24 protein-coding genes and 1 riboswitch are annotated in these 24232 nt (G+C 75.2%); of the genes, 8 read left to right on the top strand and 16 right to left on the bottom strand.

Going from position 1 to position 24232, the window contains the following annotated elements:
* Positions 1–10: 10 nt before the first annotated feature.
* Entirely contained in the window at positions 11–1150 is a 1140-nt protein-coding gene (locus tag C569_RS0117740) for an alcohol dehydrogenase catalytic domain-containing protein (RefSeq protein ID WP_018787122.1), read from the bottom strand.
* Positions 1147–1590: a hypothetical protein gene (locus tag C569_RS0117735; RefSeq protein WP_018787121.1), complete on the bottom strand. Its 444-nt coding sequence runs from the start codon at positions 1588–1590 to the stop codon at positions 1147–1149. The genes C569_RS0117740 and C569_RS0117735 overlap by 4 nt, the downstream gene beginning before the upstream one ends.
* A 152-nt stretch (positions 1591–1742) precedes the next feature.
* Between C569_RS0117735 and C569_RS0117730 the strand changes: the two genes are divergently transcribed.
* Positions 1743–4517, top strand: coding sequence for a LuxR C-terminal-related transcriptional regulator (locus C569_RS0117730; RefSeq protein ID WP_018787120.1), 2775 nt, complete (start codon positions 1743–1745; stop codon positions 4515–4517).
* 3 nt (positions 4518–4520) lie between these two features.
* Here the strand turns inward: C569_RS0117730 and C569_RS0117725 are convergent, their stop codons facing one another.
* The 3 genes from C569_RS0117725 to C569_RS0117715 all read right to left on the bottom strand — a co-directional run bounded on the left by C569_RS0117725 (position 4521) and on the right by C569_RS0117715 (position 6415).
* A complete protein-coding gene (locus tag C569_RS0117725) occupies positions 4521–5075 on the bottom strand; it encodes a DsbA family protein (RefSeq protein ID WP_018787119.1) in 555 nt (184 codons plus the stop codon).
* Positions 5076–5175: 100 nt separating this feature from the next.
* Positions 5176–5850, bottom strand: coding sequence for a BON domain-containing protein (locus C569_RS0117720; RefSeq protein WP_018787118.1), 675 nt, complete (start codon positions 5848–5850; stop codon positions 5176–5178).
* A gap of 160 nt (positions 5851–6010) precedes the next feature.
* Complete coding sequence (locus C569_RS0117715; RefSeq protein ID WP_018787117.1) at positions 6011–6415, bottom strand: hypothetical protein; 405 nt, start codon at positions 6413–6415, stop codon at positions 6011–6013.
* Positions 6416–6834: 419 nt separating this feature from the next.
* On the opposite strand from C569_RS0117715, the gene C569_RS0117710 reads away from it, so the two are divergent.
* Together C569_RS0117710 and C569_RS0117705 are read left to right on the top strand one after the other, a co-directional pair.
* Positions 6835–7194 (top strand): STAS domain-containing protein, encoded by a 360-nt coding sequence (locus C569_RS0117710; protein WP_018787116.1) that lies wholly within the window; start codon positions 6835–6837, stop codon positions 7192–7194.
* A gap of 41 nt (positions 7195–7235) precedes the next feature.
* Positions 7236–7748 carry an SRPBCC family protein gene (locus tag C569_RS0117705; RefSeq protein ID WP_231394822.1) on the top strand — a complete coding sequence of 171 codons (513 nt, stop codon included), beginning with the start codon at positions 7236–7238 and terminating at the stop codon, positions 7746–7748.
* A gap of 22 nt (positions 7749–7770) precedes the next feature.
* Here the strand turns inward: C569_RS0117705 and C569_RS0117700 are convergent, their stop codons facing one another.
* From C569_RS0117700 to C569_RS0117685, 4 genes are all read right to left on the bottom strand, one after another.
* Positions 7771–8874, bottom strand: coding sequence for a hypothetical protein (locus C569_RS0117700; protein WP_036346137.1), 1104 nt, complete (start codon positions 8872–8874; stop codon positions 7771–7773).
* 4 nt (positions 8875–8878) lie between these two features.
* A riboswitch (cyclic di-AMP (ydaO/yuaA leader) is annotated at positions 8879–9009 on the bottom strand.
* 143 nt (positions 9010–9152) lie between these two features.
* Positions 9153–10067 (bottom strand): cation diffusion facilitator family transporter, encoded by a 915-nt coding sequence (locus tag C569_RS0117695; RefSeq protein ID WP_026268297.1) that lies wholly within the window; start codon positions 10065–10067, stop codon positions 9153–9155.
* 92 nt (positions 10068–10159) lie between these two features.
* Entirely contained in the window at positions 10160–12274 is a 2115-nt protein-coding gene (locus C569_RS0117690) for an AAA family ATPase (protein WP_018787112.1), read from the bottom strand.
* A 125-nt stretch (positions 12275–12399) separates the two neighbouring features.
* The gene (locus tag C569_RS0117685) at positions 12400–13314 is read right to left on the bottom strand and encodes an alpha/beta fold hydrolase (RefSeq protein ID WP_018787111.1); all 915 of its coding nucleotides are present in this window, start codon (positions 13312–13314) and stop codon (positions 12400–12402) included.
* Between the two features lie 145 nt (positions 13315–13459).
* On the opposite strand from C569_RS0117685, the gene C569_RS0117680 reads away from it, so the two are divergent.
* Positions 13460–14089 (top strand): carbonic anhydrase, encoded by a 630-nt coding sequence (locus C569_RS0117680; RefSeq protein WP_018787110.1) that lies wholly within the window; start codon positions 13460–13462, stop codon positions 14087–14089.
* A 37-nt stretch (positions 14090–14126) separates the two neighbouring features.
* Here C569_RS0117680 and C569_RS0117675 read toward each other — a convergent pair whose 3' ends face one another.
* Positions 14127–14456, bottom strand: coding sequence for a hypothetical protein (locus C569_RS0117675; RefSeq protein WP_026268296.1), 330 nt, complete (start codon positions 14454–14456; stop codon positions 14127–14129).
* Positions 14457–14786: 330 nt separating this feature from the next.
* On the opposite strand from C569_RS0117675, the gene C569_RS0117670 reads away from it, so the two are divergent.
* Together C569_RS0117670 and C569_RS0117665 are read left to right on the top strand one after the other, a co-directional pair.
* Entirely contained in the window at positions 14787–15278 is a 492-nt protein-coding gene (locus C569_RS0117670; protein ID WP_026268295.1) for a DUF3145 domain-containing protein, read from the top strand.
* A 33-nt stretch (positions 15279–15311) separates the two neighbouring features.
* A complete protein-coding gene (locus C569_RS0117665) occupies positions 15312–17033 on the top strand; it encodes a glycoside hydrolase family 3 protein (protein WP_026268294.1) in 1722 nt (573 codons plus the stop codon).
* A gap of 179 nt (positions 17034–17212) precedes the next feature.
* On the opposite strand, the gene fabF is transcribed toward C569_RS0117665, so the two are convergent.
* The 5 genes from fabF to C569_RS0117640 all read right to left on the bottom strand — a co-directional run bounded on the left by fabF (position 17213) and on the right by C569_RS0117640 (position 22250).
* A complete protein-coding gene (gene fabF / locus C569_RS0117660; RefSeq protein ID WP_018787106.1) occupies positions 17213–18439 on the bottom strand; it encodes a beta-ketoacyl-ACP synthase II in 1227 nt (408 codons plus the stop codon).
* Between the two features lies 1 nt (position 18440).
* Positions 18441–18680, bottom strand: coding sequence for an acyl carrier protein (locus C569_RS0117655; RefSeq protein WP_007072348.1), 240 nt, complete (start codon positions 18678–18680; stop codon positions 18441–18443).
* An 83-nt stretch (positions 18681–18763) separates the two neighbouring features.
* Positions 18764–19708, bottom strand: coding sequence for a beta-ketoacyl-ACP synthase III (locus tag C569_RS0117650; RefSeq protein ID WP_018787105.1), 945 nt, complete (start codon positions 19706–19708; stop codon positions 18764–18766).
* Positions 19709–20878: an acyltransferase domain-containing protein gene (locus C569_RS0117645; RefSeq protein WP_018787104.1), complete on the bottom strand. Its 1170-nt coding sequence runs from the start codon at positions 20876–20878 to the stop codon at positions 19709–19711. It lies immediately after the preceding gene.
* A gap of 97 nt (positions 20879–20975) precedes the next feature.
* On the bottom strand, positions 20976–22250 hold the full coding sequence (locus tag C569_RS0117640; protein ID WP_369753671.1) for a PucR family transcriptional regulator: 1275 nt from the start codon (positions 22248–22250) through the stop codon (positions 20976–20978).
* Positions 22251–22353: 103 nt separating this feature from the next.
* Between C569_RS0117640 and C569_RS0117635 the strand changes: the two genes are divergently transcribed.
* Positions 22354–22683 carry a hypothetical protein gene (locus tag C569_RS0117635; RefSeq protein ID WP_018787102.1) on the top strand — a complete coding sequence of 110 codons (330 nt, stop codon included), beginning with the start codon at positions 22354–22356 and terminating at the stop codon, positions 22681–22683.
* Between the two features lie 67 nt (positions 22684–22750).
* On the opposite strand, the gene C569_RS0117630 is transcribed toward C569_RS0117635, so the two are convergent.
* Positions 22751–23413 (bottom strand): hypothetical protein, encoded by a 663-nt coding sequence (locus tag C569_RS0117630; RefSeq protein ID WP_026268292.1) that lies wholly within the window; start codon positions 23411–23413, stop codon positions 22751–22753.
* Between the two features lie 213 nt (positions 23414–23626).
* Between C569_RS0117630 and C569_RS0117625 the strand changes: the two genes are divergently transcribed.
* Complete coding sequence (locus C569_RS0117625; RefSeq protein WP_018787100.1) at positions 23627–24208, top strand: copper resistance CopC family protein; 582 nt, start codon at positions 23627–23629, stop codon at positions 24206–24208.
* Positions 24209–24232 lie beyond the last annotated feature (24 nt).

Genomic DNA, 24232 nt, shown 5'->3' with positions numbered 1-24232 from the left:
GCGCTCACCTTCACGGCGTGAAGACCACCCGGACGCAGCCGTCGGCCCGGTCCCGGAACAACGCGTACCCCTCGGCGCCGCGCTCCAGCGGCATCCGGTGCGTGGCCAGATGCTCGGTGACCAGCTCGTCGCGGGCCATTCGCTCCAGCAGCGCCGGGATCGCGGCACCGCCCCGGCGCCGGGCGGCGCGGACGGCGAGCCCCTTGTCCGCGAACGCGCCGAGTGGAAACCGGTCCACGAATCCCGGCCGGGCGTCGAGCACCACCACCACGCCGCCCTTGCGGCAGGCGTGCACCGCCTCGCGCAGCGCCGCCCCGCCGTCCGGCTCGACCGCCGGCCACCGGCCCGGTCCGGCGGCTGTCACCCCGGAGGCGTCGACGCACACGTCCGGACCCCGGCCGCCGCTGCGCTCGCGCAGCTCGGCGAGCACATCCACGTACCTGTGGTTGAGGGCCTCGACGCCGTCGTGCCCGGTGACCATCCGCAGGCGGTCGTCCCGGTCGTCGACCACCACCACCCGGTCCGCGCCCCGGGCCACCGCCGCGTCGGCGGTGAGCTGGCCGACCGCGCCCGCCCCCCACACCGCCACCACGTCGCCGGGGGCGACCTCGCCCAGCTCCGCGCCGTACCAGCCGGCCGGCGCGGCGCCGGCGGCGAACACCGCCCGCTCGTCGCTCACCGACTCCGGTACGGCGAACGCGCCCACGTCGGCGTACGGCACCCGCACGTACTCGGCGTGACCGCCGGCGAAGCCACCCAGCCGGGCCGGCCGGCCGTAACCCCCGGCGGGCGGCTGCCCCCACTGCGGCTCGGCCGCCACCCCGCCCGTGCCGTTGTCGCAGCAGGCCGGCATTGCCTGCCGGCAGAACCAGCACGCCCCGCAGGCCACCGCCGCGCCCACCACCACCCGGTCGGCGACCCGGTGCCGGCGTACCTCCGGACCGACCTCGACCACGTCGCCGAGGAACTCGCGCCCGAGCACCTCGCCGGCGGACGCCTCGGGCACCCGCCCGGCCAGAAGCGGCAGGTCCGCGCCGCAGGTCGTGCTCCGCCGGACCCGGACGATCATGTCCTGGGCGTTGCGCAGCTCCGGGTCCGGGACGCGACGCACTTCCACGAGGCCGGCACCGGCCCAGCACAGCGCCCTCACGGCGCGGCTCCCGGCCGGTCCAGCGGTGACCGGTCCGCCCGCAGCACCTCGCCGGTCTCCAGGAGCTGCTTGGTCTGCCGCAGCACCTGGCGCAGGAACCGGCCCGGATCGTCGCCGACCAGGTGCGCGGCGAACCCCGGGAGCGCGCACTCCCCGCCCAGCGGGCGGACCGCCAGCTCGGTGCCGCGCCCGCCGGGGGCCGGGCGGGCCCACACCTCGACCGCGCCGTCGAGGCGCCGCAGCGGCTCGGGCCACCGCCCGGCCGGTAGCACCTGCTCGGGCGGCGCGGCCACCGTCACCACCTGCCACCGGCCCGGCCGCGGATCGGCACCGGCCTGCCGCGCACGGCGGCGGGCCAGCACCCGCGCACCCGCCGGAGCCAGCATCCGTGCCCCCGCCGACGCCAGCGCCCCGGCCGCCAGCCGTCTGCTCCGCGCCACCTGACCTCCCGCCGTCCCCGGGCGGCCGCATCCGGCCGGCCGCCCCGCGTGCCTACAGGGTGCGCGCCGCCCGGGTGAGCGGGGTTCGCCCCGAAGGGGTGAACCGGCGCGGTGCGGGTAACCGCTGCCCGTACCGACGGGGGGAGGGGCGCATGCCGGAGGAGGCAGACCAGGTCGTCACCGCACCGAGTGGCACGAACGAGATCACCGGTACGCCCGATCTGCTCACCACCGGCCTCGACGCACCCGATGTCGCCGGTGGTGCGCTGCCGGGTGGTCCGCCGCTGCTGGCGTCCCGGTTGACGCCGTCCGCGCCGCCCGAGCCGGTCCTGCTGCGTCCCCGGCTGCTGGACCGGCTGGAACAGGGCGCGTCGGGGCCGGTGACGCTCGTCTGCGCCCCGGCCGGCTGGGGCAAGACGACGCTGCTGTCGACGTGGGCGCAGGGGGAGCGGGACGGGCCGGCACCGGCCTGGGTGACGGTGGCCGAGGGGGAGACCACCCGGCGACTCTGGGGCTACCTCGCGGCGGCCCTGCGCACCGCCGCCGCAGGCGACCCGGACGACGGGCCGCCGCCGGTGCCGGACGGGCCGCCCCGGCCCGAACAGCTCGAAACGCTCGCCGCCGCGCTCGCCGCACGGGACCGGCCCGCGCTGCTGGTCCTGGACGACCTGCACCGGGTCACCGACCCGGCCGCCCTGACCGGGCTGGAGTTCCTGCTCCGGCACTCCGACGGCCGGCTGCGGCTGGTGGCCGGCTCGCGCGGCGAACCACCGCTGGCGCTGCACCGCTGGCGGCTGGCCGGCGAACTGACCGTGATCGGCGCCGACGACCTGGCGTTCACCGCCGACGAGGTGGCCGACCTGCTCGTCGCGCACGGCGTGGCCGTACCCGCACCGGCCGTGACCCGGCTGGCCGAGCGCACCACCGGCTGGCCCGCCGGGCTGCGCTTCGCCGCGCTCGCGCTCGGCGACGGTGCCGACCCGGCGCGCACCGTCCAACGGTTCGCCGGTGACCAGCCGGACGTCGCCGCGTACCTGCGGGACGAGGTGCTCGGCCCGCTGGAACCGGCGACCCGCGACGTCCTGCGCCGGGTGGCGGTGGCCGTCGCGGTCCACGCCGACCTGGCCGCCGCGCTGACCGGGCGGCCCGACGCCGGGCACCTGCTCGCCGAGGCGGCCCGGGAGGGCGGCTTCCTCCACCAGGACGACGGCAGCCCGCAGTGGTACCGGCCGCACCCGCTGCTGGCCGACGTGCTGCGCGACGAGCTGGACCGGCTGCCCGCCGACGAGGTGCGCGAACTGCACCGGCGGGCCGCCCACTGGTACGGCACCCACGACCGTCCGGCCGAGGCTCTGCGGCACGCGCTTCTCGCCGGTCGCTGGGCCGACGCCACCGAGCTGCTCGTCACCCGGTGGCCCGAGCTGGCCCCGGACGACCCGGCTGCCGCGCCGGCCCCACCCGAGCCGCCCGCCGAGGCGGTCCACCGGGATCCGGAGCTGGCGCTGGCCGCGGCCGCCGAGCGGGCGTACGCCGGGGATCGTGCCGCCGCCGACGCGCAGCTGCGGCGGGCGCTGGCCGAGGCCGCCGGCCTGCCCGCGCCGCGCCGCGACCGGTTCGGCCGGCTGGCCGCCGCCGTGGAGCTGAGCCTCGCCCGGCTCGGCGGCGACCACGAGGAGGTACGCCGCGCCGCCGACCGACTGCTGGCCACCGGCCCGGCGCAGGCGCTCCCGAGCCCGGACGGCGGAGCCGGCGACCCCCGCGCCGGCACGGCGGAGCGGGACGACGTACGCGCGGTGGCCGGGGCGGCGCACGGGCTGGCCGCGCTGGCCGAGGGGGAGCTGTCCACCGCCCGGGACCGGTTCGCCACCGCCCGGGAGGCGGCGCGGCGGGCCGGGCGGCCGCGTACCGAGCTGCTCTGCGTCAGCCGCTCGGCGCTGCTGGAGGCGGCCCGGGGGGCGCTGCGGGCCGCCGAGGAGCTGGCCCGCGAGGCACTGGCGATGCCGCCCTGCCAGGGCTGGTCGTCCCGGTCCGACTGCGGCTACGCGTACCTGGCGCTGGCGCTCGTGGACTGGCAGCGGGACCGGCCGGCGGAGGCCGCGACCCACCTGGCGCTCGCCGGGCCGGCCGGCGCGGAGCCGGGCGGCGCCGCGCTCACCGCGCTGTGCCGGGCCGGGCTGCTGGCCGACCGCGACGACCCGGGCGGCGCGCTGCGCACGCTCGCCGCGGCGCGGGCCGTCGCGCCCGGCCCGGAGCTGGGCGAACGGCTCGCCGCCGACGAGGCACAGGTACGCGCCGCAGTCGGCGACGTCGACGGCGCCCGGACGCTGCTCGACGCGGCGGGCGACGGGCCGGCGCCGGCACTGGTGGCCGCGCGGCTGCGGCTGCGCGCCGGTGACGTCCGCGCGGCCGAGCGGGAGCTGCCCGACTGGACCGCGTCCGGCGCGGCGGACTGGCCGCTGCCGGTGCGGCTGGGCGCCGGGCTGCTCGACGCGGCGCTCGCCGACGCCTCCGGTGACGCCCGGCGGGCCGGCCGGCTGCTGGAGGAGGTGCTGGCGCTCGCCGAACCGGACGGCTTCCGGCGCGTCTTCACCCGGGCCGACCCCGGGGTACGGGACCTGCTCGCCGCGCGGCTGGACTCGGGCACCGCGTACTGGGCCACGGTGAGCGAGCTGGTCCGGGGCGTGGATGCGCAGCCGGTCGCCGCGGCGGCCGACGATCCGGCCCGGACGCTCGACGAGCCGCTCACCGAGCGGGAACTGACCATCCTGCGCTATCTCCAGAGCATCCTGTCCAACGTGGAGATCGCCGCCGAGCTGTCGCTGTCGGTCAACACGGTCAAGACGCACGTGCGCAACATCTACCGCAAGCTCGACGCGACCCGCCGGCGGGACGCCGTCCGGCGGGCACGCGAGCTGCGGCTGATCTGACCGTCAGCCGTCGTCGGTGGCGGCGTCCACCACTGTCAGCAGGTCGGCCAGGTCGTAGCCGCCGTCGTGCCGGACGTCGTTGACGAACAACGTCGGGGTGCCGTTGACGCCGCTGCGGATGCCGCCGACGAAGTCCTGCCGGACCCGGTCGGCGTACTCCTGCCGGCCGACCTCCGCGGCGATCTCCTCCGGCGACAGGCCGATCTGCTCGACGCCCAGCGACAGGTGCACCGGGTCGAGCTGGTCCTGGTGCTGGTAGAGCCAGTCGTACATCTCCCAGAACCGGCCCCGGGCGGCGGCGGCCTCGGCGGTCTCCGCGGCGCTCTCCGCGTACGGGTGGACGTTGGTGATCGGGAAGTGCCGGTACGCCAGCCGCACCACGTCGGCCCGTTGGCGTAGCACCTCGGTCAGGTTCGGGTACGCGGCGCCGCAGAACCGGCACTGGAAGTCGCCGTACTCGACGATGGTGACCGGCGCGTCCACCGGCCCGCGGACGTGGTCGCGTTCGGTCACCGGGATCCGCAGCCGTGCGGTGGTGACCTGGAGAGGCGTGGTCATCCGGCGCTCACCCGCCGGTCCGCGCCGTTCGGATCACTCATGCCCCCACCCTGGCCGGGGCCCGGGTGAGGCGGGCTCACCCGGGCGGGGTGGTTCCCCGTCAGCGCACGACGAGGTGGTTGTGCACCTCCCGGATGCCGGGGGCGTTCCACACCACCCGCTCGATCTCCGCACGCTCGCCGGCCGAGTGGACCTGCCCGTCCAGCAGCACCGTGTCGCCGTGCACCCGTACGTCGACCTCCTCGGCCTCGGTGGCGCGGTTGCGGGCCAGCGCGTCCACGATCCGTTCGGCCAGGTCGTGGCCGCCGGTGTGCACCGCCGGGCGTACCGCGATCCCGTTGCTCACCCCGCGTACGCCGGTGAGCCGGCCGACCGACCGTTCGGCGGCCCGCCGCTGGTACTCCCACTCGACCTCGCCGTGCAGCGTGACCCAGCCGTCGGCGACGGTCACCTGCAACGCCTCGATCGGGACGAACGCGTCCCACTCCAGCGCCCGTACGGCGGCGACCGCGATCTCCGGGTCCTCCCGCCCGGCGGCGGTGTCGATCCGGACGGCGAGGTCGTTGGCGACCGCACGGACCCGGGCGACCCGGTGGGCGGCCCGCTCGGCGGCCCACTTCTTGGCGTAGCTGTCCACCCGGCCGGTCAGCGTCACCACGCCCTCGGTGACTGTCACCCCGATCTCGTCCGGGCCGACCCGTGGCTCCCAGGTCAGCTCGTCGAGCACGGCGGACTGGATGTCCCGGTCGGTACGCGTGATCGTGTCGGTGGCCATCCGGCTCTCCCTCCCGTCGATCGCGGCACGGGCGTGTGGTCCCGCACCCGCGATCCTGCGCGTGTCCCGGGTGAGCGGGCCTCACCCGGTGCGGGTGGGGCAGCACGGTGGCCGCCCCCGGGCGTCCCGGGAGCGGCCACCGTGTCGGGTCGCCTGTCGCTCAGCCGTCCAGGCCGGCCGGCGAGTTCGGCCGGTCGACGTCCACGAACTCGATCTCGTTCGCGGTGCGGTCCCGGCTGCCGGCGGCGCGTGCGGCGGTCCCGGCGGCCCAGCCGATCGCCGCGCCGGCGAGCGCCGCCGCGATCAGCAGCGTCCAGGGCAGCGCGGGCCGGCGGCCGGCGAGCGCGTCGAACGCGAGGCCGGCCCGGCGGCGTGCCTCCTCGGCGGCGGTGCCGACCAGGTCGGTGGCGTCGTCGGCCAGGCCGGAGGAACTGCGGCGGGCGGTCCGGGTGGCGTCGCGCACGCTGTCGCCGGCGGAACCGACGGCGGAGAGCAGGTGCTGCCACGCCTGGTCGGCGACCCGCTCGGCCTTGCCCCGGCGGTCCAGCAGGTTGGATCCGAACATCGTTCTGCCTCCTCGGGTGCCGAAGGCCGGCGGCCACTTCGGACTCCGGTGTCCATCCGGCGGGTTCACTGTCTCGGGCAGTGCCCAGCGGGCGGGCGCGGCAAACCACCCCCGGGTCACGGCGACCGGGCGGTGAACGGGACGAACCACTCGAACGCGCCGGGACCGGTGCCCGCGGGACGTGCGTGCGCCCGCTACCCTGGTCGGCGGATCGGCGGGGCCGACCAGCCGCACGGCTGGTCGCGACCCGTCCTTGAAGGGGAAACTGGAACCCGGAGGTCCGGATTGGGTACGCCCAGGTGTGCCCAGTTCGCGAATTGCTCATCCCGGGGGGTGGCGACCGGGCCGTGAGAGGAATACGCTCGGTCGCGGCCCGCGTACTGATGAGGCGCCCGTCATGGGCGAGTGGAGGTGCTCGCGTGAGCCTGTCGATCGTGAAGTCGATGCGACCGGGTGGTGTCGTCCAGATCGCGCCCCGTGGGGAGATCGACGTCGACACCGCGTACGAGGTGCGGGAAGCGATCGCCGAGGTGCTCGCGAAGGGCCGCCCCTCGCGGATCGAGCTGAACATGCGGCTCGTCACGTTCATCGACTCGGTCGGCATCAGTGCCATGGTCGCGGGCTTCCAGACCTGCGAGGTCAGCGGCGTCAAGCTCGTGGTCACCGAGCCGAGCCGGTTCGTGCACCGGCAGCTCTGGGTGACCGGGCTGCTCGGCCTGTTCGGCGCGCCCGAGCCGTGGTTCGCCGACGACACCCCCGAGGTTCTGCCCGGCGCCTGAGCGCCGTTCACACCCCCTGCGACCAGGGGACCTTCTACCCGTTGCCAGTCCGGCGTCGGTACGGGACGATCGTCGCGACGCACGACGGCGAGGGGGCCCGCTTGCAGAGCAGCGACAGCTTCAGCTACACCGTGCAGGCCCGGTGCAGCCGGGCCGAAGCGGTGGCCCTGCTGGGTGATCTGAGTCGCCAGGGCGAGCTGCATCCGTTGATCGTCCGGGTCCGGAAGCTGCCGGCCCGGCCGGGCGCGCTGGCCAGCTACGCCATCACCGACCGGCTGCAGCTCGGCCCGCTGCACTTCCCGGTCACGTACCAGGCGGACGTGCTGATCGCCGGCGAGGACGAGGTGGTTACCGTGGCGCGGCAGCAGCCCGCGACGACGGTCCGCAACCACACCCGGCTGCGCGACGAGCCCGACGGCACGGTACGCATCGACGTGGAGATCACGCTGACCGCGCCGGCGCCGCTGTTCGGGTACGCGTTCCGCCAGGCCCGGGCGGCTCACCTGGGCCTGGCGGCACGTCTCGGAGCGACCCTGGAGGGCCGGCCGGCCTGATCCGGCCGGCCCGCCGGGGCGCTCAGTACACCGACAGGTGCACGTGGTTGGTGTGGTCGCTGGACGGGTCGCCGTTGGCCCCGCTGTACGACTTCCATCCGCTGCTGGGTAGCCAGATCTGCTTGAACCAGATCACGTAGAGCACGGCGAGCGGGTCGGCGTTGCGCACGAAGTACGCGGCCAGGTTGTTGCCGTACGTCCGGTCACCGCCGGAGGCCACGCCGCCGAAGCCGCTCTTCTGCGCGGCGAAGTCGCAGGCCCGCCCCTTCGGGTGCTCACCGGAGCCGCTGGGCCGGTGGCACGAGACGTACCGGGTGAAGCCGGCCGCCTTGGCCTGCTGCAGCGCGTGCAGCGTGCGCGGGGTGATGCAGCCGTTCGCCGGGGTGGGGTCGTTGACGCTGCACGACTCCGACGGCCAGGAGCCGTCCGAGTTGCGCGGCGCCGGCTCGGCGTTCTTGCTGGAGGTGCCCTGCACGCCGCTGCCGCTGCTGCCGCTGCCGCTGCTGCCGCTGCTGCCGCCGCTGCTGCGCGAGGCGCGGTCGTTCGCCGCCTCCAGGGCGCGCTCGACCTGGTCCTTGCGCCGGGCCATCACCGTCACCTGCTTGCGCTGCTCGCGGATCTCGCCGTCGAGCTGGGCGCGGGTGCGGGTGGCCTCGTCCCGGGTGGCGATCAGGTCGCGCAGTGTGCGGTCCTCGTTCGCGGCGACCTGCTCCAGCGCGGCGGCCCGGTCCATGAAGCCCTCCGGGCTGCTGCTGCCGAGCAGCGCCCCGGCTGTGCCCAGGCGGCCGTTGCGGTACGCCACCGCGGCGATCTCGCCGACCTTGGCGTCGCGTACTGCGAGTTCGGCGCCGACTGCTTCGAGCTGGTCGTTGAGCTGCTTCTGACGGCTCACCGACCGGTTCAGCGCGGCTTTCGCCTCCAACCAGCCCTTGCTGGCCGCGTCGAGCTGGGCACGCAGTTCGGGCGTGCCGCCCTCGTCGTCGCCGGGCGCGGCGGCGAGCAGGCCGGTCGCGGGCGCCGCCGAGGCGGGGGAGACCGGAACGGTCGCGACGCCGAGGGCCAGCGTCGCGACGATCAGGGCCGCCATCCGGGCGGCCGTCCGTCGTACAGGTGCCACTGGGGGCATTCACATGTCCTTCCGTCAACGCCGACCGGGTTAGCTGACGGGTTCGGGACGGAAGATCCCTACCGCTGACGCGGATGCACCCCACGTACGTGGTTCCCCGGCTCGTCCCTGCGGACGATTAGGCGACGGCCGCCCCACCGGGGCCGGTGGCGCCCGCGGGTGCGGCCGCGATCGAGACTACCGGCGCTGCCCGGGTACGGCTCCGTGGAGCAATACCGCCAGGCGGGGCAAAACCGGCATAACTGTACATTAGCCACAGTGATTTAAGTGTGTCCTAATCACCACTCGGTCGGTCCGCACACCCCGGCGGACGCTCCGGGTTCGACTTGCAACGTGGCGTGATCGATGGAGAAGTCCTCGTGCAGGGCGGCCCGTGCCGCGGCCAGCACCGCGCTCGGGTCCACGCCCGGATCGGTGGTCAGGTGCGCCGAGGCCACCTCCATGCCCGAGGTGAGCGTCCAGACGTGCAGGTCGTGCACCTCGGCCACGCCGGGCACGGCGGCCAGCCGGTCGTGCACGGCGGTCACCTGGAGGTGCTCCGGCGCGGCCTGCACCAGGATGCGCACCGCGGCCCGGCCGAGCCGCCAGGTGCGCGGCAGGATGAACAGGCCGATGCCGACGGCGACCAGCGGGTCCGCCCACCACCAGTCGGTCACCGCGATGACCAGCGCGGCGGCGATCACGCCGAGCGAGCCGAGCAGGTCGCCGAGCACCTCCAGGTACGCCCCGTGCAGATTGATGCTCTCCTTCGACCCGGCGCGCAGCAGTGCGAACGCGACGATGTTGGCGAGCAGGCCGAGCACTGCCACCACGAGCATCGGGCCGGCCAGCACCTCCGGCGGCTCGCCGAACCGGCGTACCGCCTCGACCAGGACGTAGACGGCGACGGCGGCGAGCAGTACGGCGTTGGCGAGGGCGGCGAGCACCTCCAGCCGGTAGAGCCCGAACGTGCGCTGCGGGTCGGTGCCGGCACGTCGGGTGGCGGTGATCGCGGCGAGCGCCATGCCGATGCCGAGGACGTCGGTGAACATGTGCCCGGCGTCGGAGAGCAGTGCCAGCGAACCGGTCGTGAAGGCGGCCACCGCCTCGACCACCATCAGGACGGCGAGCAGCGCGAAGGCGGCCCAGAGTCGGCCCCGGTGGCGGTGTGCCGCGTTGGTCACCGCGCCGCTGTGGTCATGGCCTGCGCCCACGCCAACACCCTTCCTGCCCCGTACCGGCCCCGGCCCAATGTATGTTCACATCGCTATGTATGCTAGTGAACTGCGGGTGGCGGCGGGGCCACTCACCCCACCGGGTCGAGCGTGGTGAGGCGCTGGGTGGCCCGGGACAGCGCCACGTAGAGCGTGCGCACGCCCGAGGGGTCGGCCCGGATCTCGCCCGGCGCCACCAGCACCACGCCGTCGTACTCCATGCCCTTGGCCTGGAGGCTGGTCACCACCTGGAGCCGGCCCGCGCCGAGCCCGCCCAGCCAGCCGGCCACCTCGTCCCGGCGCGGCACCGGCGTGATCACGCCGACCGTGCCCTCCACCTGCCCGAGCAGCGTCTCGGCCGCCTCGACGGTGGCCGCCGGCAGGTCGGCGGCGGGCACCGTCCGCTCCACCGGCGGCACCCCCGTGGACCGCACCGCGTCGGGCAGCGGCAGGTCCGGATAGAGGCGGCGGATCTCCGCCGCCGCCACCGCGAAGATCTCCGCCGAGTTGCGGTAGTTGGTCGTCAGCTCGTACCGGTGCCGCTTGCGCCGGCCCAACGCCTGGTCACGGGCCCGGTCCAGCTCCTGCGGGTCGCCGGTCCAGGCGGTCTGCGCCGGGTCACCGACCACGGTCCAGGACGCCAGCCGCCCGCGCCGGCCGACCATCCGCCACTGCATCGGCGAGACGTCCTGCGACTCGTCCACCACCACGTGCGCGTAGTCGCGGTAGTCGGCCGGACGCTCCCGCGCCGCCGCGCGGGCGGCGCGCTGCCGGTCGGCGTACGTGCTCAGCTCGCGCACGCCACCGGCGAGCTGGTACGGGTCGCGCCTGGGCCGGGCCCGCTGCACCGGCTTGCCGAGCAGCGCGTCCAGCTCGTCCAGCAGCGCGATGTCGGCCACCGTCAGTCCCTCGGCCCCGAGCGTCCGGTACGCGTCGCCGAGCAGCCGGATCTCCGCCGAGGAGAGGATCCCCTCGGCGTAGCGGCGCAGCCGATCCGGGCGGGCCAGCCAGCCCAGCACGTGCCGCGGGTGCAGCCGGGGCCACCACGCCTTGAGGAACTCGCGGAACTCCGGCCGCTCGATGATCTCGTCCTCGAACGCGGGCTGCTCCGGCAGCCGGCCCACCCGCAGCGTGCGGGCCTGCGCGTAGAGCGCGGCGAGCACCGCGTCGAACGCCGTTCGGCGTACCTCGTTGCGGCGCGCCCCACGGGCCAGCGTCCGGTCCCGGATCGCGTCCAGCGCGGGGCGTTCCAGGCGCAGCAACTCGCCCCGGTAGAGCAGGCGCAGCTCGGCCGGAGAGTCCGGCACCGCGTCGCGTACCGCGCGTTCCAGCACCCGGCGCATCCGCAGCGAGCCCTTCACCGCCGCCACGTCCGGCGGGTCGGTCCGGGACGCGGACAGGCCGGGGAACAGCGAGCCCAGCGAGTGCAGCGTGGCGGTCTCCTCGCCGAGCGAGGGCAGCACCGAGGCGATGTACTCGACGAACACGCCGGACGGGCCGACCACCAGGATGCCGCCGCCGGCGTACCGGGCCCGGTCGGAGTAGAGCAGGTACGCGGCCCGGTGCAGCGCCACCGCCGTCTTGCCGGTGCCGGGGCCGCCGGAGACGATCGTGACGCCGTTGCCGGGGGAGCGGATCGCCTCGTCCTGCTCGCGCTGGATGGTGGCGACGATGTCCCGCATGCCCCGGCCGGTGGCCCGGGACAGCGTGGCCAGTAGCGCCCCGTCACCGACCACCGCCATGTCCGGCGGGGCGGCCTCCGGGTCCAGCAGGTCGTCCTCGATCCGGGTGACCTTCTCGGCCGCCGACTGGATCGTGCGGCGGCGCACCACGCCACGCGGCGCGGCGGGCGTGGCCTGGTAGAACGCGGCGGCGGCGGGCGCCCGCCAGTCCACCACCAGCGTCTCCGCGTCCACACCCCGCACACCGAGACGCCCGACGTGCAGCACCTGCCCGGTACGCAGATCCAGCCGCCCGAACACCAGCCCCTCGTGCTCGGCGTCCAGCACGTGCCGGCGCCGGGCGGCGTGGAAGACCATCGCGTCCCGCTCGACCAGCGCGCCGAAGTTGCCGACCCGGGCCAGCCGGTAGCCCTCCCGCTCGGCGTCGGCCGCCGACCGGCGCAGCTCGGCCAGCCGGGCGTACACCCGGTCGAGGTGGCGCTGCTCGGCGGCGATCTCCCGGTCCAGCGTGGTCTGGTCGGTCAACGCGGATGCTCCTGTGTTCGGAGGGCACGACGGGCTGAATGAGGGTACGGGCCGCCGGCAACCGGCACGTCGGGGCATGCCGCGCACGTGGCGTACGCCGGTGCCGCTCGGCGAGCGGGAGAAGCTCAGAGGCGGGCGGCCGGGCGGCCGGCCAGCACCCGGTCCAGCACGCCGGTGAGGGCGGCGTTCACCTCGCCGGGGCGCTCCATCATCAGCATGTGCCCGGCACCCGGGCAGACCGTCAGCTCCGTGGTGGGCAGCGCCGCCGCGATCGACTCGGCGCAGGGTGGCGGGGTGAGCCGGTCCCGGTCCCCGACCAGCGCGGCGGCCGGCAGCCCGCCGAGCGCGGCGAGCGTCTCCAGCCGGTGCTGGGCGCCGATCGAGGCGCGGAAACCGCCGATCGAGCGCAGCGTGGCCCGGGCCACCGCGGAGGTGACCAGCCGGATGTCGGCCGGGTCGCAGCGGTCGCCGAACAGCATCCAGCGGATGCTCGGGCGCAGCGCGCGCAGCAGCGCGTGCGGGGGCCGCCAGCCACCGCAGCGGGCCAGCACCCCGGCGCCTGTGGTCTCGGCCAGGCGGATCAGCCGGGTGATCCGGGGGGACAGCCCGTACGCGGTGTGCGTGTGCCCCTCGGCGGTGGTGGAGACGAAGACCAGCCCGGCGGTACGCGCGGCGAACCGGTCGGGGTGGCGGTGGGCGTACTCCATCACCGTCATCCCGCCCATCGAGTGCCCGACCAGGACGATCGGCCCGGACGGGGCGATCTCGTCGACCACCGCCGCCAGGTCGTCGCCGAGCTGGGCGAGGGTGGCGTCGCGCAGGGCCAGGCAGCTCGACCGGCCGTGTCCGCGCGCGTCGTAGGTGATCACCCGGACCCGGCCACCGAAGCGTTCCCGCAGCTCCGCGACCTGGTGGTGCCAGCTGCGCCCGTCCAGCGTCCAGCCGTGCAGCAGGACGGCGGTCACCTCGGCGTCGACCGGCCCGGTGACGTCGACGTGCAGGCGTACGTCGTCGGGGAGCCGCAGTTCCAGGTCCGGCATCGTCCACCTCCCGGGCCCGCCGGTGTGTCCACCGGATGACCCGGCGGTGACACCGGCGTTACCCGCCATCAGACCACGGCAACCGGCCTGGAGAGAAGATTCCCGTCCGGCCCCGCGGCGTCGGATCGGTGACCAGGCTGAAGGCATGCCCTCCACCGCCCGCGGCCCGCGCGCCGCGCTGGCCGAGCTGCTCGCCGGCAACCGCCGCTTCGTCAGCGGGCAGCCGGTGCACGGGCACGACGTCACCGCCGCCGCGGCGGTGGCCTCCGGTGACCAGCAGCCGTACGCGGTCGTGCTCGGCTGCATCGACTCGCGGGTGCCGTTGGAGGCGATCTTCGACCAGACGTTCGGTTCGATCTGCGTGATCCGTACCGGCGGGCACGTCCTGGACCGGGCCGTCCGGGGCTCGATCGAGTACGTGGTGGAGCAGCTCGGCGTACGCCTGGTGATGGTGCTGGGGCACGAGCGTTGCGGCGCGGTCGGCTCCACGGTCGAGGCGCTGCGCACCGGGCGGTGCCCCGGCGGCGACCTGGCGTACGTGGTGGACCGGATCGCCCCGGCGGTCACCGACGTCGGGGTGGACGACCCGGACGCACACCCGCTGGCGATCCGCCGCCACGTCCGGCGCACGGTGGACGCGCTGCGCCGCGACGACCGCCTGGCCGGGCCGGTGGACGCCGGCGAACTCGCCGTGGAGGGCGCGCTCTACGACCTGGCCACCGGCGAGGTGGCGCTGCTGCCGCAGGAGCAGACGCGAAACCGCCCGCCGGGGTGATCCCGGCGGGCGGTCGCGGTGGTGCGGGTGGGGGCGCTCAGCCCTCGAAGACACCGGCCTCGACCAGGCGCTTCTCGGTGGCGTCCCAGCCGTGGTCCGGGTAGGACGCGGCCAGGCCGTTGATCTCGGCGCGGATCTTGGCGGCGTGGCCGGCGGCGGCCAGCACACGGATCTCCTCGACGAACGCCTCGGAGTCGGTGCGCAGGTGCGCGGTCTTGCCGTTGGTCAGGTTGCGCACGTAGGCGTGCTTGCCGCCGTTGAGCGGGATCAGGTACTTGAACTCGCCCAGCACGCTGAGGGCGCCACCCTGGCCAGCCTGGCCGGCCCGGACGGACGCGCGCGCGGTCTTAGAGGTGTTGCTCGCCACGGAGGTACTCCTTGCAGACGTACGGTGGGGACGGAAGGCCGTCCGGGGGCTGTGCGGGTGACGCCCGGGTGGGCGCCGGCCCGCGAAGATGTACGGCGGCACAGAGAACCGCCCAGAGAACTGTACACGACCACGACACCTGGCTGGTCGTCGCGGCGTCAGAGGGCACAACCAGGTCCACCACCCGGGTATTTCCCGGCCCCGGGGCCCGGCGAATTTTCCGATTCGCTGGCGCACCACCAGTCACACGGGTCATCATGTGTGCCAGGTACCACTCGCGTAGGACGAGGTCGTAGGGGAAGACGCACCTCGGCTCACCGGGAGGTCACCGTGCCAACGCGTGGCGTCGTATACGTCCACTCGACCCCGCTCGCCGTGTGCTCGCACGTCGAGTGGGCGATCGCGCGCGTCCTCGCCGCGCCGGTCAACCTGCACTGGACGGCACAGCCCGTCGATCCGGGCGCCCGCCGCGCCGAGTGCGGCTGGACCGGCAACCCGGGGACCGGCGCGGAGCTGGCCGCTGCCCTCCGGCAGTGGCCCATGATCCGCTTCGAGGTCACCGAGGAACCCAGTCCCGGCATCGACGGCGAGCGCTTCATGTACGTACCCGGCCGGGGCCTGTTCCGCGCCGCGGTCGGCGCGGCCGGCGACATCCAGCTCGGCGAGGACCAGCTCCGCAGCCTGATGGTCGCCGCACGCGGTCCGGAGGCGCTGGCCCACGCCCTGGACAAGGCGCTCGGCACCGCCTGGGACGCCGAACTGGAGCCCTACCGGTACGCCGGCGACGGTGCGCCGGTGACGCTGCTCACCCGGGTCGGGTGACGTAGGCCGAGTTGCCCCGATACGGTGGGCCGCGTGTCGATTTCCTCGCGCCGCTCCGCCGTCGCGCTCGCCGCACTGACCGCGCTGCTCGCCTCCGGGTGCTCGGACGGGCCGGACCGGCCCCGGCCCACCCCGTCGAGCCCGGCGCCGTCGTCGGCCGCGCCCGCGCCGAGTGACCCGCCCGCCGCCGACCCGGCCGTCCGGGCCGCCGCGCTCGCCGGCACGCTGAGCGACGAGGACCTGGTCGGGCAGGTGCTGATGCCGTACGCCTACGGCAGCTCGGCCACCGAGGTCTCGGCCGGATCGGCGGCCGGGAACCGGGCACTCGCCGGGGTCGACACCCCCGCCGAGATGGTGGCGAAATACCGGCTCGGCGGCGTGATCCTGGTCGGCTTCAGCGCCGACGACCCGACCTCGGGCAACCAGGCCACCACGAACGTGGACAACCCCAGGCAGGTCCGCGCGCTCACCGACGGGCTGCGCGCCGCCGCCGGCAAGCTGCCCGCGGGCGCCGCACCGTTCCTGATCGGCACCGACCAGGAGCACGGCGTGGTCACCCGGATCACCGACGGCGTCACGCTGCTGCCGAGCCCGCTCGCCGCCGGCGCCGCCGGGAACCCGGCGCTGACCGAGGCCGCCTGGCGTGCCGCCGGTGCCGAACTGGCCGCGATGGGGATCAACCTCGACTTCGCGCCGGTCGCCGACGTGCTGGCGACCCGCAGCACGGTGATCGGCTCCCGTTCCTTCGGCGCCAACCCGGCCACCGCGTCCCCGCAGGTGGCCGGCGCGGTACGCGGTCTCCAGGCCGAGGGCGTCGGCGCCGCCGTCAAGCACTTCCCCGGGCACGGCCTGAGCGCCGAGGACTCGCACACCGAACTGCCGGTGATCAAGCAGTCCCGCGCCGAGCTGGACCGCCTCGCGTTCCCGCCGTTCCGGGCCGGGATCGGCGCCGGGGCCATGGCGGTGATGTCGGCCCACCTGGACGTCAAGGCCGTCGACCCGGGCACCCCCGCGACGTTCTCCCGCAAGCTGCTCACCGACGTGCTGCGCGGCCAGCTCGGCTTCCAGGGCGTGGTGATCACCGACGGCATGAACATGGCCCCGGCGAAGAAGTGGTCGCCGGGCGAGGCCGCCGTGCGCGCGCTCAACGCCGGCAACGACCTCATCCTGATGCCCCCGAACGTCAACCAGGCGTACGACGGGTTGCGCGCCGCGCTCAAGGACGGCTCGCTGCCCCGCGCCCGCCTGGTCGAGGCGGTAACCCGGGTGCTGACCATGAAGTTCCGGCTGGCCGGGCGGGACGCGCCCGCGCTGTCCACCCTCGACGGCACCGCGCACCGCAAGGCCGCCGACGACCTGGCCGCCGCCGCGGTGACGGTGCTGCGCGGCACGTGCGGCGCGGTGAAGGGGCCGGTGAGCGTCACCTCCTCCGGCGGCCGGGAGCGCACCCGCAAGCTGCTGACCGAGGCGCTCACCGCGGCCGGGGTCAAGGTGGTGCCCTCCGGCGGCACGGTGGTGCACCTGGTCGGATACGGCGACGGCGCGAAGGACCTGAGCGCGGGCGCCGCCGTCACGGTGGCGATGGACACGCCGTACGTGCTGTCCGGGGCGAAGTCGCCGACGCTGATGGCCACCTACTCGTCCACCCGCGCCTCGATGACCGGGCTCGCCGCGGTGCTCGCCGGCAAGGCCCGCCCGGCCGGCCGGTCCCCGGTGCCGGTCTCCGGCCTGCCGGCCACCACCTGCCGCACCTGACCCGGCCGCGCCGAAACCCGCGTGCGTCCGGGCGGTCCCGGCTGGCCAAGCGCGCATGGGAGAGGCCACACAGGGATTCCGGTACGTGTGTAAGGAAGGGCCCCTTGTTAACGCCTGCGGTAGAGGAAGGGCCCCTTCTTAACGGAGGCTGTTAAGAAGGGGCCCTTCCTTACGTCCGGTCAGGGGCGGGTGAAGACCAGCGCCACGTTGTGCCCGCCGAAGCCGAACGCGTTGTTCAGCGCCGCCGGGATCTCCATGTGACGCGCCTTGTGCGCTGCCACGTCCAGCGTCAGGCCCTCGTCCGGGTCGTCCAGGTTGATCGTCGGCGGGATCACGCCGTCCCGGATGGCCAGGATGGTGGCGATCGACTCCAGCGCGCCGGCCGCGCCGAGCAGGTGCCCGGTCATCGACTTCGTGGCGGTGAGCACCGGATGGTCGCCGACCGCCTGACGCAGCGCGCCGATCTCCAGCATGTCCCCGACCGGGGTGGAGGTGGCGTGTGCGTTGACGTGCACGATGTCGGTACGGGCCACGTCCGCGTCGGCGACCGCCCGGGCGATGGCGCGGATGGCGCCCTCACCCTCGGCGTGCGGCTGCACGATGTCGTACGCGTCCGAGGTGATGCCCGCGCCGGCCAGGCGCGCGTACACCCGGGCGCCCCGGGCGGCGGCGTGGTCGGCGCGCTCCAGGATGACCAGGCCCGCGCCCTCACCGAGCACGAAGCCGTCGCGACCGGAGTCCCACGGCCGGGAGGCCCGCTCCGGCTCGTCGTTGCGGGTCGACATGGCCCGCATCGAGCTGAAGCCGGCGATCGGCAGCGGGTGGATGACCGCCTCGGTGCCGCCGGCCACCACCACGTCGGCCCGGCCGGCGCGGATGATGTCCAGCCCCAGCGCGATCGCCTCCGCGCCGGTCGCGCAGGCGCTGGCCACCGTGTGCACGCCGGCCTTGGCGCCCAGTTCCAGGCCGACCCAGGCGGCCGGGCCGTTCGGCATCAGCATCGGGATGGTGTGCGGGGAGACCCGCCGCGGCCCGGACGCCTCCAGGATGTCGTCCTGGGCGAGCAGGGTGGTGGCGCCGCCGATGCCGGAGCCGACGCTGACCGCCAGGCGCTCCGGGTCCGGGCCGGCGTCGGCCAGGCCGGCGTCGGCCCACGCCTGCTTGGCGGCGATGATGGCGATCGCCTCCGAGCGGTCCAGCCGGCGCAGCTTCACCCGGTCCAGCACCTCGGACGGGTCGACCGCCAGCTCGGCGGCGATCCGGACGGGCAGTTGCGCGGCCCACTCCTGGGTGAGCGCACCCACCCCGGAGCGGCCGGCGAGCATGCCGTCCCAGGTCGACGCGACGTCCCCGCCGAGCGGGGTCGTCGCGCCGAGCCCGGTGACGACGACGTCGGGACGACTCATATCAGGACTGCGCCTCGATGTAACTGACCGCGTCCCCGACGGTCTTGAGGTTCTGCACCTCGTTGTCCGGGATCTTGACGCCGAACTTCTCCTCGGCCGCCACCACGACCTCGACCATGGAGAGCGAGTCGACGTCGAGGTCGTCGGTGAAGGACTTCCCCTCGGCCACGTCGTCCGGGTTCACCCCGGCAACCTCTTCGAGGATCTCGGCGAGGCCGGCGGTGATCTCGTCACGGGTCATTGCGGTTGGTTCCTCTCATCGGGGGTCACGTGCGGCAGGCGTCGCCTGTCACACACCTCGGCGCGTTCGCGCCCGAGGGGGTCTCAGGGGCAGCGGACGACCTGACCGGCGTAGGTCAGGCCGCCGCCGAAGCCGAACAGCAGCACCGGGGCGCCCGAGGGCACCTCGCGCCGCTCGACCAGCTTCGACAGGGCCAGCGGGATGCTCGCCGCCGACGTGTTGCCGGACTCGACGATGTCCTTGGCGATGATCGCGTCCGGGATGTTCAGCCGCTTGGCGATGCCGTCGATGATCCGGGCGTTGGCCTGGTGCGGCACGAACGCGGCCAGCTCCGACGGGTCCACCCCGGCGCGCTCGCACGCCTGGAGCGCGAGCGGGGCCAGCGCGGTGGTGGCCCAGCGGAACACCGACTGCCCCTCCTGGATGATGTATGGCTGCCAGCCCTCGATCCGGACCGCGTCGCTCTTCTCCGGCGCGGAACCCCAGACCACCGGCCCGATCCCGGCCGGCTCGTCGTCGGCGGTCGCGCTGACCACGGCCGCCCCGGCACCGTCGGCGAAGATGATGCAGGTCGAGCGGTCGGTCCAGTCGGTGACGTCGGAGAGCTTCTCGGCGCCGATGACGATCGCGTTGCGCGCCGCGCCGGCCCGGATCGCGTGGTCCACGGTGCCCAGCGCGTACGCGAAACCGGAGCAGGCGGTGTTGAGGTCGTACGCCCCGGGCGCGTCGATGCCCAGCTTGGCCGCGACCCGGCAGGCCACATTGGGGCTGCGGTCCACGGACGTGCAGGTCGCCACCACGACCAGGTCGATGTCGGCGGCGGTCAGCCCGGCGTTGGCGAGCGCCTTGCCGGCGGCGGCGGTGGCCATGTCGGCCACCGTCTCGTCGCCCGCGATCCGGCGGGTGACGATGCCGACCCGGTCCCGGATCCACTCGTCGTTGGTGTCGACCATCTGGGCGATCTCGTCGTTCGTGACGACGCGGGAGGGCTGGTAGTGCCCCATCGCGACGATCCGGCTGCCGGCCATTTAGTGCGTTCCTCCGATACGGACGAGGGGCTGGCCCGGTGCGACCGGGTCGTCGTGGTGTGCGAGCCACTCGACGAGCGACCCGTTGTCGTGCGCGGTCACCTCGACCTGCCCGCGGCCGGTGGCGATGTGGCCGACGACCTGTCCGGTGCGTACCCCGGCGCCCTCGGCCGGTGCGGCCGACCGGTCGAGGCGGCCGGCGGCGGGGGAGACGACCACCCGGAACGGCGGCGCGGCCGGGCGGGCCGCGGGGCCGGCGTGCCGGGCGATCAGGCGGCGCGCGGCGGGCAGGTCGGCCGGGGTGTTCAGGGTGACGATCTCGGGTGCGCCCTCGCCCTTGAGTTCCCGCTTGACCAGCCCGGCGAGGGTGCCGGCCGGCGGCAGCTCGATGACGCCGGTGACGCCGAGGTCGGCCAGCGAGCGCATGCACAGGTCCCAGCGGACCGGCGCGGTCACCTGCCGGACCAGTCGCCGTACCGTCTCCGGGCCGTGCCCGGCCGGTGCGCCGTCGAGGTTGGACAGCAGGATCCGGGCCGGTGCGGAGGCCGGGACTCCGGCGGCCACCGCGGCGAGGGCGGTCTCGGCGGGCGCCATGTACGGCGTGTGGAACGCGCCGGCCACCTGGAGCCGGATGACGCGGGTCCGGGCGGGCGGCTCGGCGGCCAGCTTGTCCAGCGCGTCGACGGCGCCGGCGGCCACGATCTGACCGGCGCCGTTGCGGTTGGCCGGGTGCAGCCCGAGCGCCGTCAGCGCGGCGATCACCTCGTCCGGGTCACCGCCGAGCACGGCGGCCATCCCGGTCGGCTCCAGCGCGCAGGCGGCGGCCATCTCCCGTCCGCGTACGCCGGCGAGCGTCACGGCGGACTCGGCCGGCAGTACCCCGGCCAGCGCGGCCGCGCCCAGCTCACCGACGCTGTGCCCGGCGACCAGCCCGACGTCGTGCATCGGCAGGTGCTCGGCGGCGAGCAGCGCGGCGGCGACCAGCAGCGGCTGGGTGCGGGCGGTGTCCTTGATCTCGTCCGCGTCCGCCCGGGTGCCCAGGTGGATCAGGTCCGCCCCGGCCAGCGCCGACCACCAGCGCAGACGCGCCTCGGCGCCGGGGAGGTCGAGCCACGGCGCGAGGAAGCCGGGCTTCTGCGAACCCTGTCCGGGAGAGAGTACGGCGAGCACGTGTACGACTCTGACGGATACCGGCGTGCCGCGCTGTAACGTACGGCACGAAACCGCACTAGAACCTTTAGAGGAAACCTACAAAGATCGTCGGTGGTCATCGCCGGTCGGAGGCCGTCGGCACCACCGGGTCGAGGCGTCCCACTGTCAGCGCGACCTGCAACGCGAACGCGTCGCGCGGGGCCAGCGGCGAGAAGCCGGTCACCTCGGCGATCCGCTTCAGCCGGTAGCGCACGGTGTTCGGGTGCACGAACAGCGCCCGGGCGGCGCTCTCCAGCGTGCCGCCGGCGGCGAAGAACGCGTCGAGCGTCTCCAGCAGCTCCCCGCCGGAGCGGGCGAGTGCCGCGTACACGTCGTGACGTAACCGGCGGCGGGCCTCGGTGTCGCCGGCCAGCGCGCGTTCGGGCAGCAACTCGTCGGCGGCGACCGGGCACGGCGCGGTCGGCCAGGCCGGCGCGGCCCGGAACCCGGCCAGCGCCGCCCGCGCCGACTCGGTGGCCTCGTCCAGGCTGGGCACCGCCGGGCCGACCACCACCGGCCCGTCGCCGAAGGCGGTACGCAGCTTCTCCGTGGCCGCCACCGGGTCGGCCGCGCCGCCCAGCACGATGACCAGACGGTCGCCGTGCACGCCGCCGATCACCTCGACGCCGATCCGCCGGGCCTGCCGGTATACGGTGTGCAGCACGGCGGCCACCTCGCCGCCGGGGGAGCGGCCCACCGCCACCGCCACCGGCGGCGCGTCCGTCCAGCCCAGCGCGGCGGCCCGGCTGGCCAGCACGTCCGGGGAGTCGCCGCGCAGCAGCGCGTCGACCAGCAGCGCCTGCAGCCGGGCGTCCCAGGAACCGCGGCTCTCGGCCGCCCGGGCGTAGACCCGCGCGGCGGCGAACGCGATCTCCCGGGAGAAGCGCAGCACCGCCTCGCGCAGCGACTGCTCCTCGCCCGGCACCGCCAGGTCCGACACCTGCTCCTCGACCACGTCGATGGTCACCTTGATCAGCGCCACGGTCTGCTGGAGGCTGATCGAGCGGGCCAGCGCCTGCGGCGCGGCGGCGAAGACCTCGTCCGACACCTCCTGGGTGCGGTCGGTCGCGCCGCCGCCCTGGCGCAGCCACTGCACCAGCGAACGCACGCCGGCCTGGGCGACGAGCATGACCCAGGAGCGCTGGTCGGCGGGCAGCTCACGGAACCACGGCAGCGTCTCGTCCATCCGGGCCACGCTGGCGGTGGCCAGGCCGCCCGCCGCCCGTTCGATGCGGCGCAGCGTCGCCGACGTCTCCGTTCCGCCCGGTTCGCTCACCGCACCAGCCTGACACGGCGTGACCAGCGGATCCACTTCGAGGCGACGCCCTGGCCGCGGCGTGACGATCTCCACCGGTACGCGATGACGATCTTGTCCGGCCGGGCCAGTACGGTGTCAGGGCACGCCGGGCCAGACTCGGCCGGGCGGGCGAGGCCGACACGTGAGGGGGGCCGGGATGGCGCAGGGGGAGGCCGAGCACGGTTGCGCCCAGGGTGAAGCCTGCCGGCGCGGCCACGACCAGCCGGCGACTGCCACACACCCGCGCCGGCCGTGCCTGAACCAGCAGGGGGAGCAGCCGTCCGGGCGGGCGCCGGAGCGTGCCGAGGACGAGCCGGGTGTGCCCCGGCAGCGGGCGGCGGAGCCGGCCCGTCCGGCCGACGAGGAACCGGCCGACCCGGGTTGCCGCAGCGGCCTGGCCGGCTGGGCGGGCGCCCACCGTCACGGCGCGGTACGCCCCCGCAACCGCACCGTCCGCCGGGAGCGCCCGCCGCGCCGCTGGTGCTGACGCGTCGCCGGCCGGGCTGACGGGTGCCGGCGGGAGCTGTAGGGGGTTCGGGCCGGGCTGCCGCGGCTCAGCGGGTGCGGCGGCGGACCAGGAGTGCGATGCCGGCCAGCCCGGCGGTGATGACCAGCACGACGCCCACGTTGAGCAGCAGCAGCCGCTGGAGTTCACCGAGCGCGGTGTCGATGTTCTGCACCGGGTCGAGCGCCTCCTCCGGAAGCACCCGCTCGCCGCCGCCGATGCCGCCGGCGAGCGTGTCGAACTGCGCCGGCATCGGCACGCCGACCGAGCGCAGCGTCTCGGGCATGTTGAGCCGCCCGAAGAACCAGCCGGCACGGGTGCTGCTCTGGTCCGGCTGCTTACCCGGCCGGTAGATCCGCGGACCGCCCTTGGCCAGCGGGAACAGGTCGTAGGCACGCTGCGGGCCGGCGGCGACGAGCACCACCACCGTGTACTTCGGACCGAGATCCTTCGCGGCCGGGCCGCGCAGCTGGCCGGTGGTGCCCAACCACTTGACCTGGTCGACCAGCAGGTTGACCTCGTTCGGGCTGGTGTCGGACCGCAGCTTCAGCGGCGCGTCGAGCCGCTCCCCGCTGATGTCGACGCCGGTCGGGGCCGCCGCCTTCGGCTTGGGCGCCGCCTGGGCCGTCACCGTGCCGGCCAGGGCCAGCGTGCACGCGAGAACCGCCACGCTCCCGGTCACGGCGGCCAGCCGTCTCACCCTTCGGATCATCGCCGCCTCCTCGCCCCGTTCGATGGCTGGCTTCCGCTGCAGGTCACACTGGACCGGTGTCCACCACAAAGACTCCGCAGAACGGCGCTCGGTTGCAGCTGGTGGAAGAGTATTTGGAACTATCTGCGAGCTGTGACCGACCAAAGAACGGTCGATGATCATCGGCCGGATCCTACCCGGACGGGGGGAACCATGGGGGGCAGGGTCGCCCGTATGGCGCGTACCTGGGCGGTGGTGCTCGGGGTGGTCGCGGCGTCCGCGCTGCTGCCGGCCGCGCCGGCCGCCGCGCACAACTCGCTGACCGGCAGTGATCCGCGGGACAGGGCCCGGCTGACCGCCGCACCGGAGCGGATCGAGCTGCGGTTCCTCGCCACGCCGAAGGAGGCCACCACCGAGGTCACCGTCACCGGCCCGGACAACGTGGTCGCGACCGGCGGCACACCGACCTTCGCCGGCAAGCGCGTGACGGTCCCGTTCCGGCCGGGAGCGGCCGGTCTCTACATCGTCACCTACCGGCTCGCGTCCGACGACGGCCATCCGGTCAAGGGGGAGATCCGGTTCACACTGACCACCGGCACCCCGGCAGAGCCCTCGTCGGCGAGCACGCCGCCGACCAGCGCCGCCCCCACCGGCTCGCCGACCAGCGCCGCGCCGTCCGCGGCGAGCCCGACCCCGGCCGCCGCGGGAGCGGACGACGACGGCGGTACGGGCTGGCTGTGGGCGGCCGGCGCGGTGGTGGTGCTCGCGGCGCTGGGCGGCGGGCTGCTGCTGCGCCGCCGGGCCACCCGCCGGTGACCGTGGCCAGCGCGCTCGACAGAG

The sequence above is a fragment of the Micromonospora sp. CNB394 genome, assembly GCF_000374985.1.
In the GTDB taxonomy this organism is placed as follows: domain Bacteria; phylum Actinomycetota; class Actinomycetes; order Mycobacteriales; family Micromonosporaceae; genus Micromonospora; species Micromonospora marina.
Note: the sequence above shows the minus strand (reverse complement) of the source record. Positions and strands in the feature narration are given on the sequence as shown.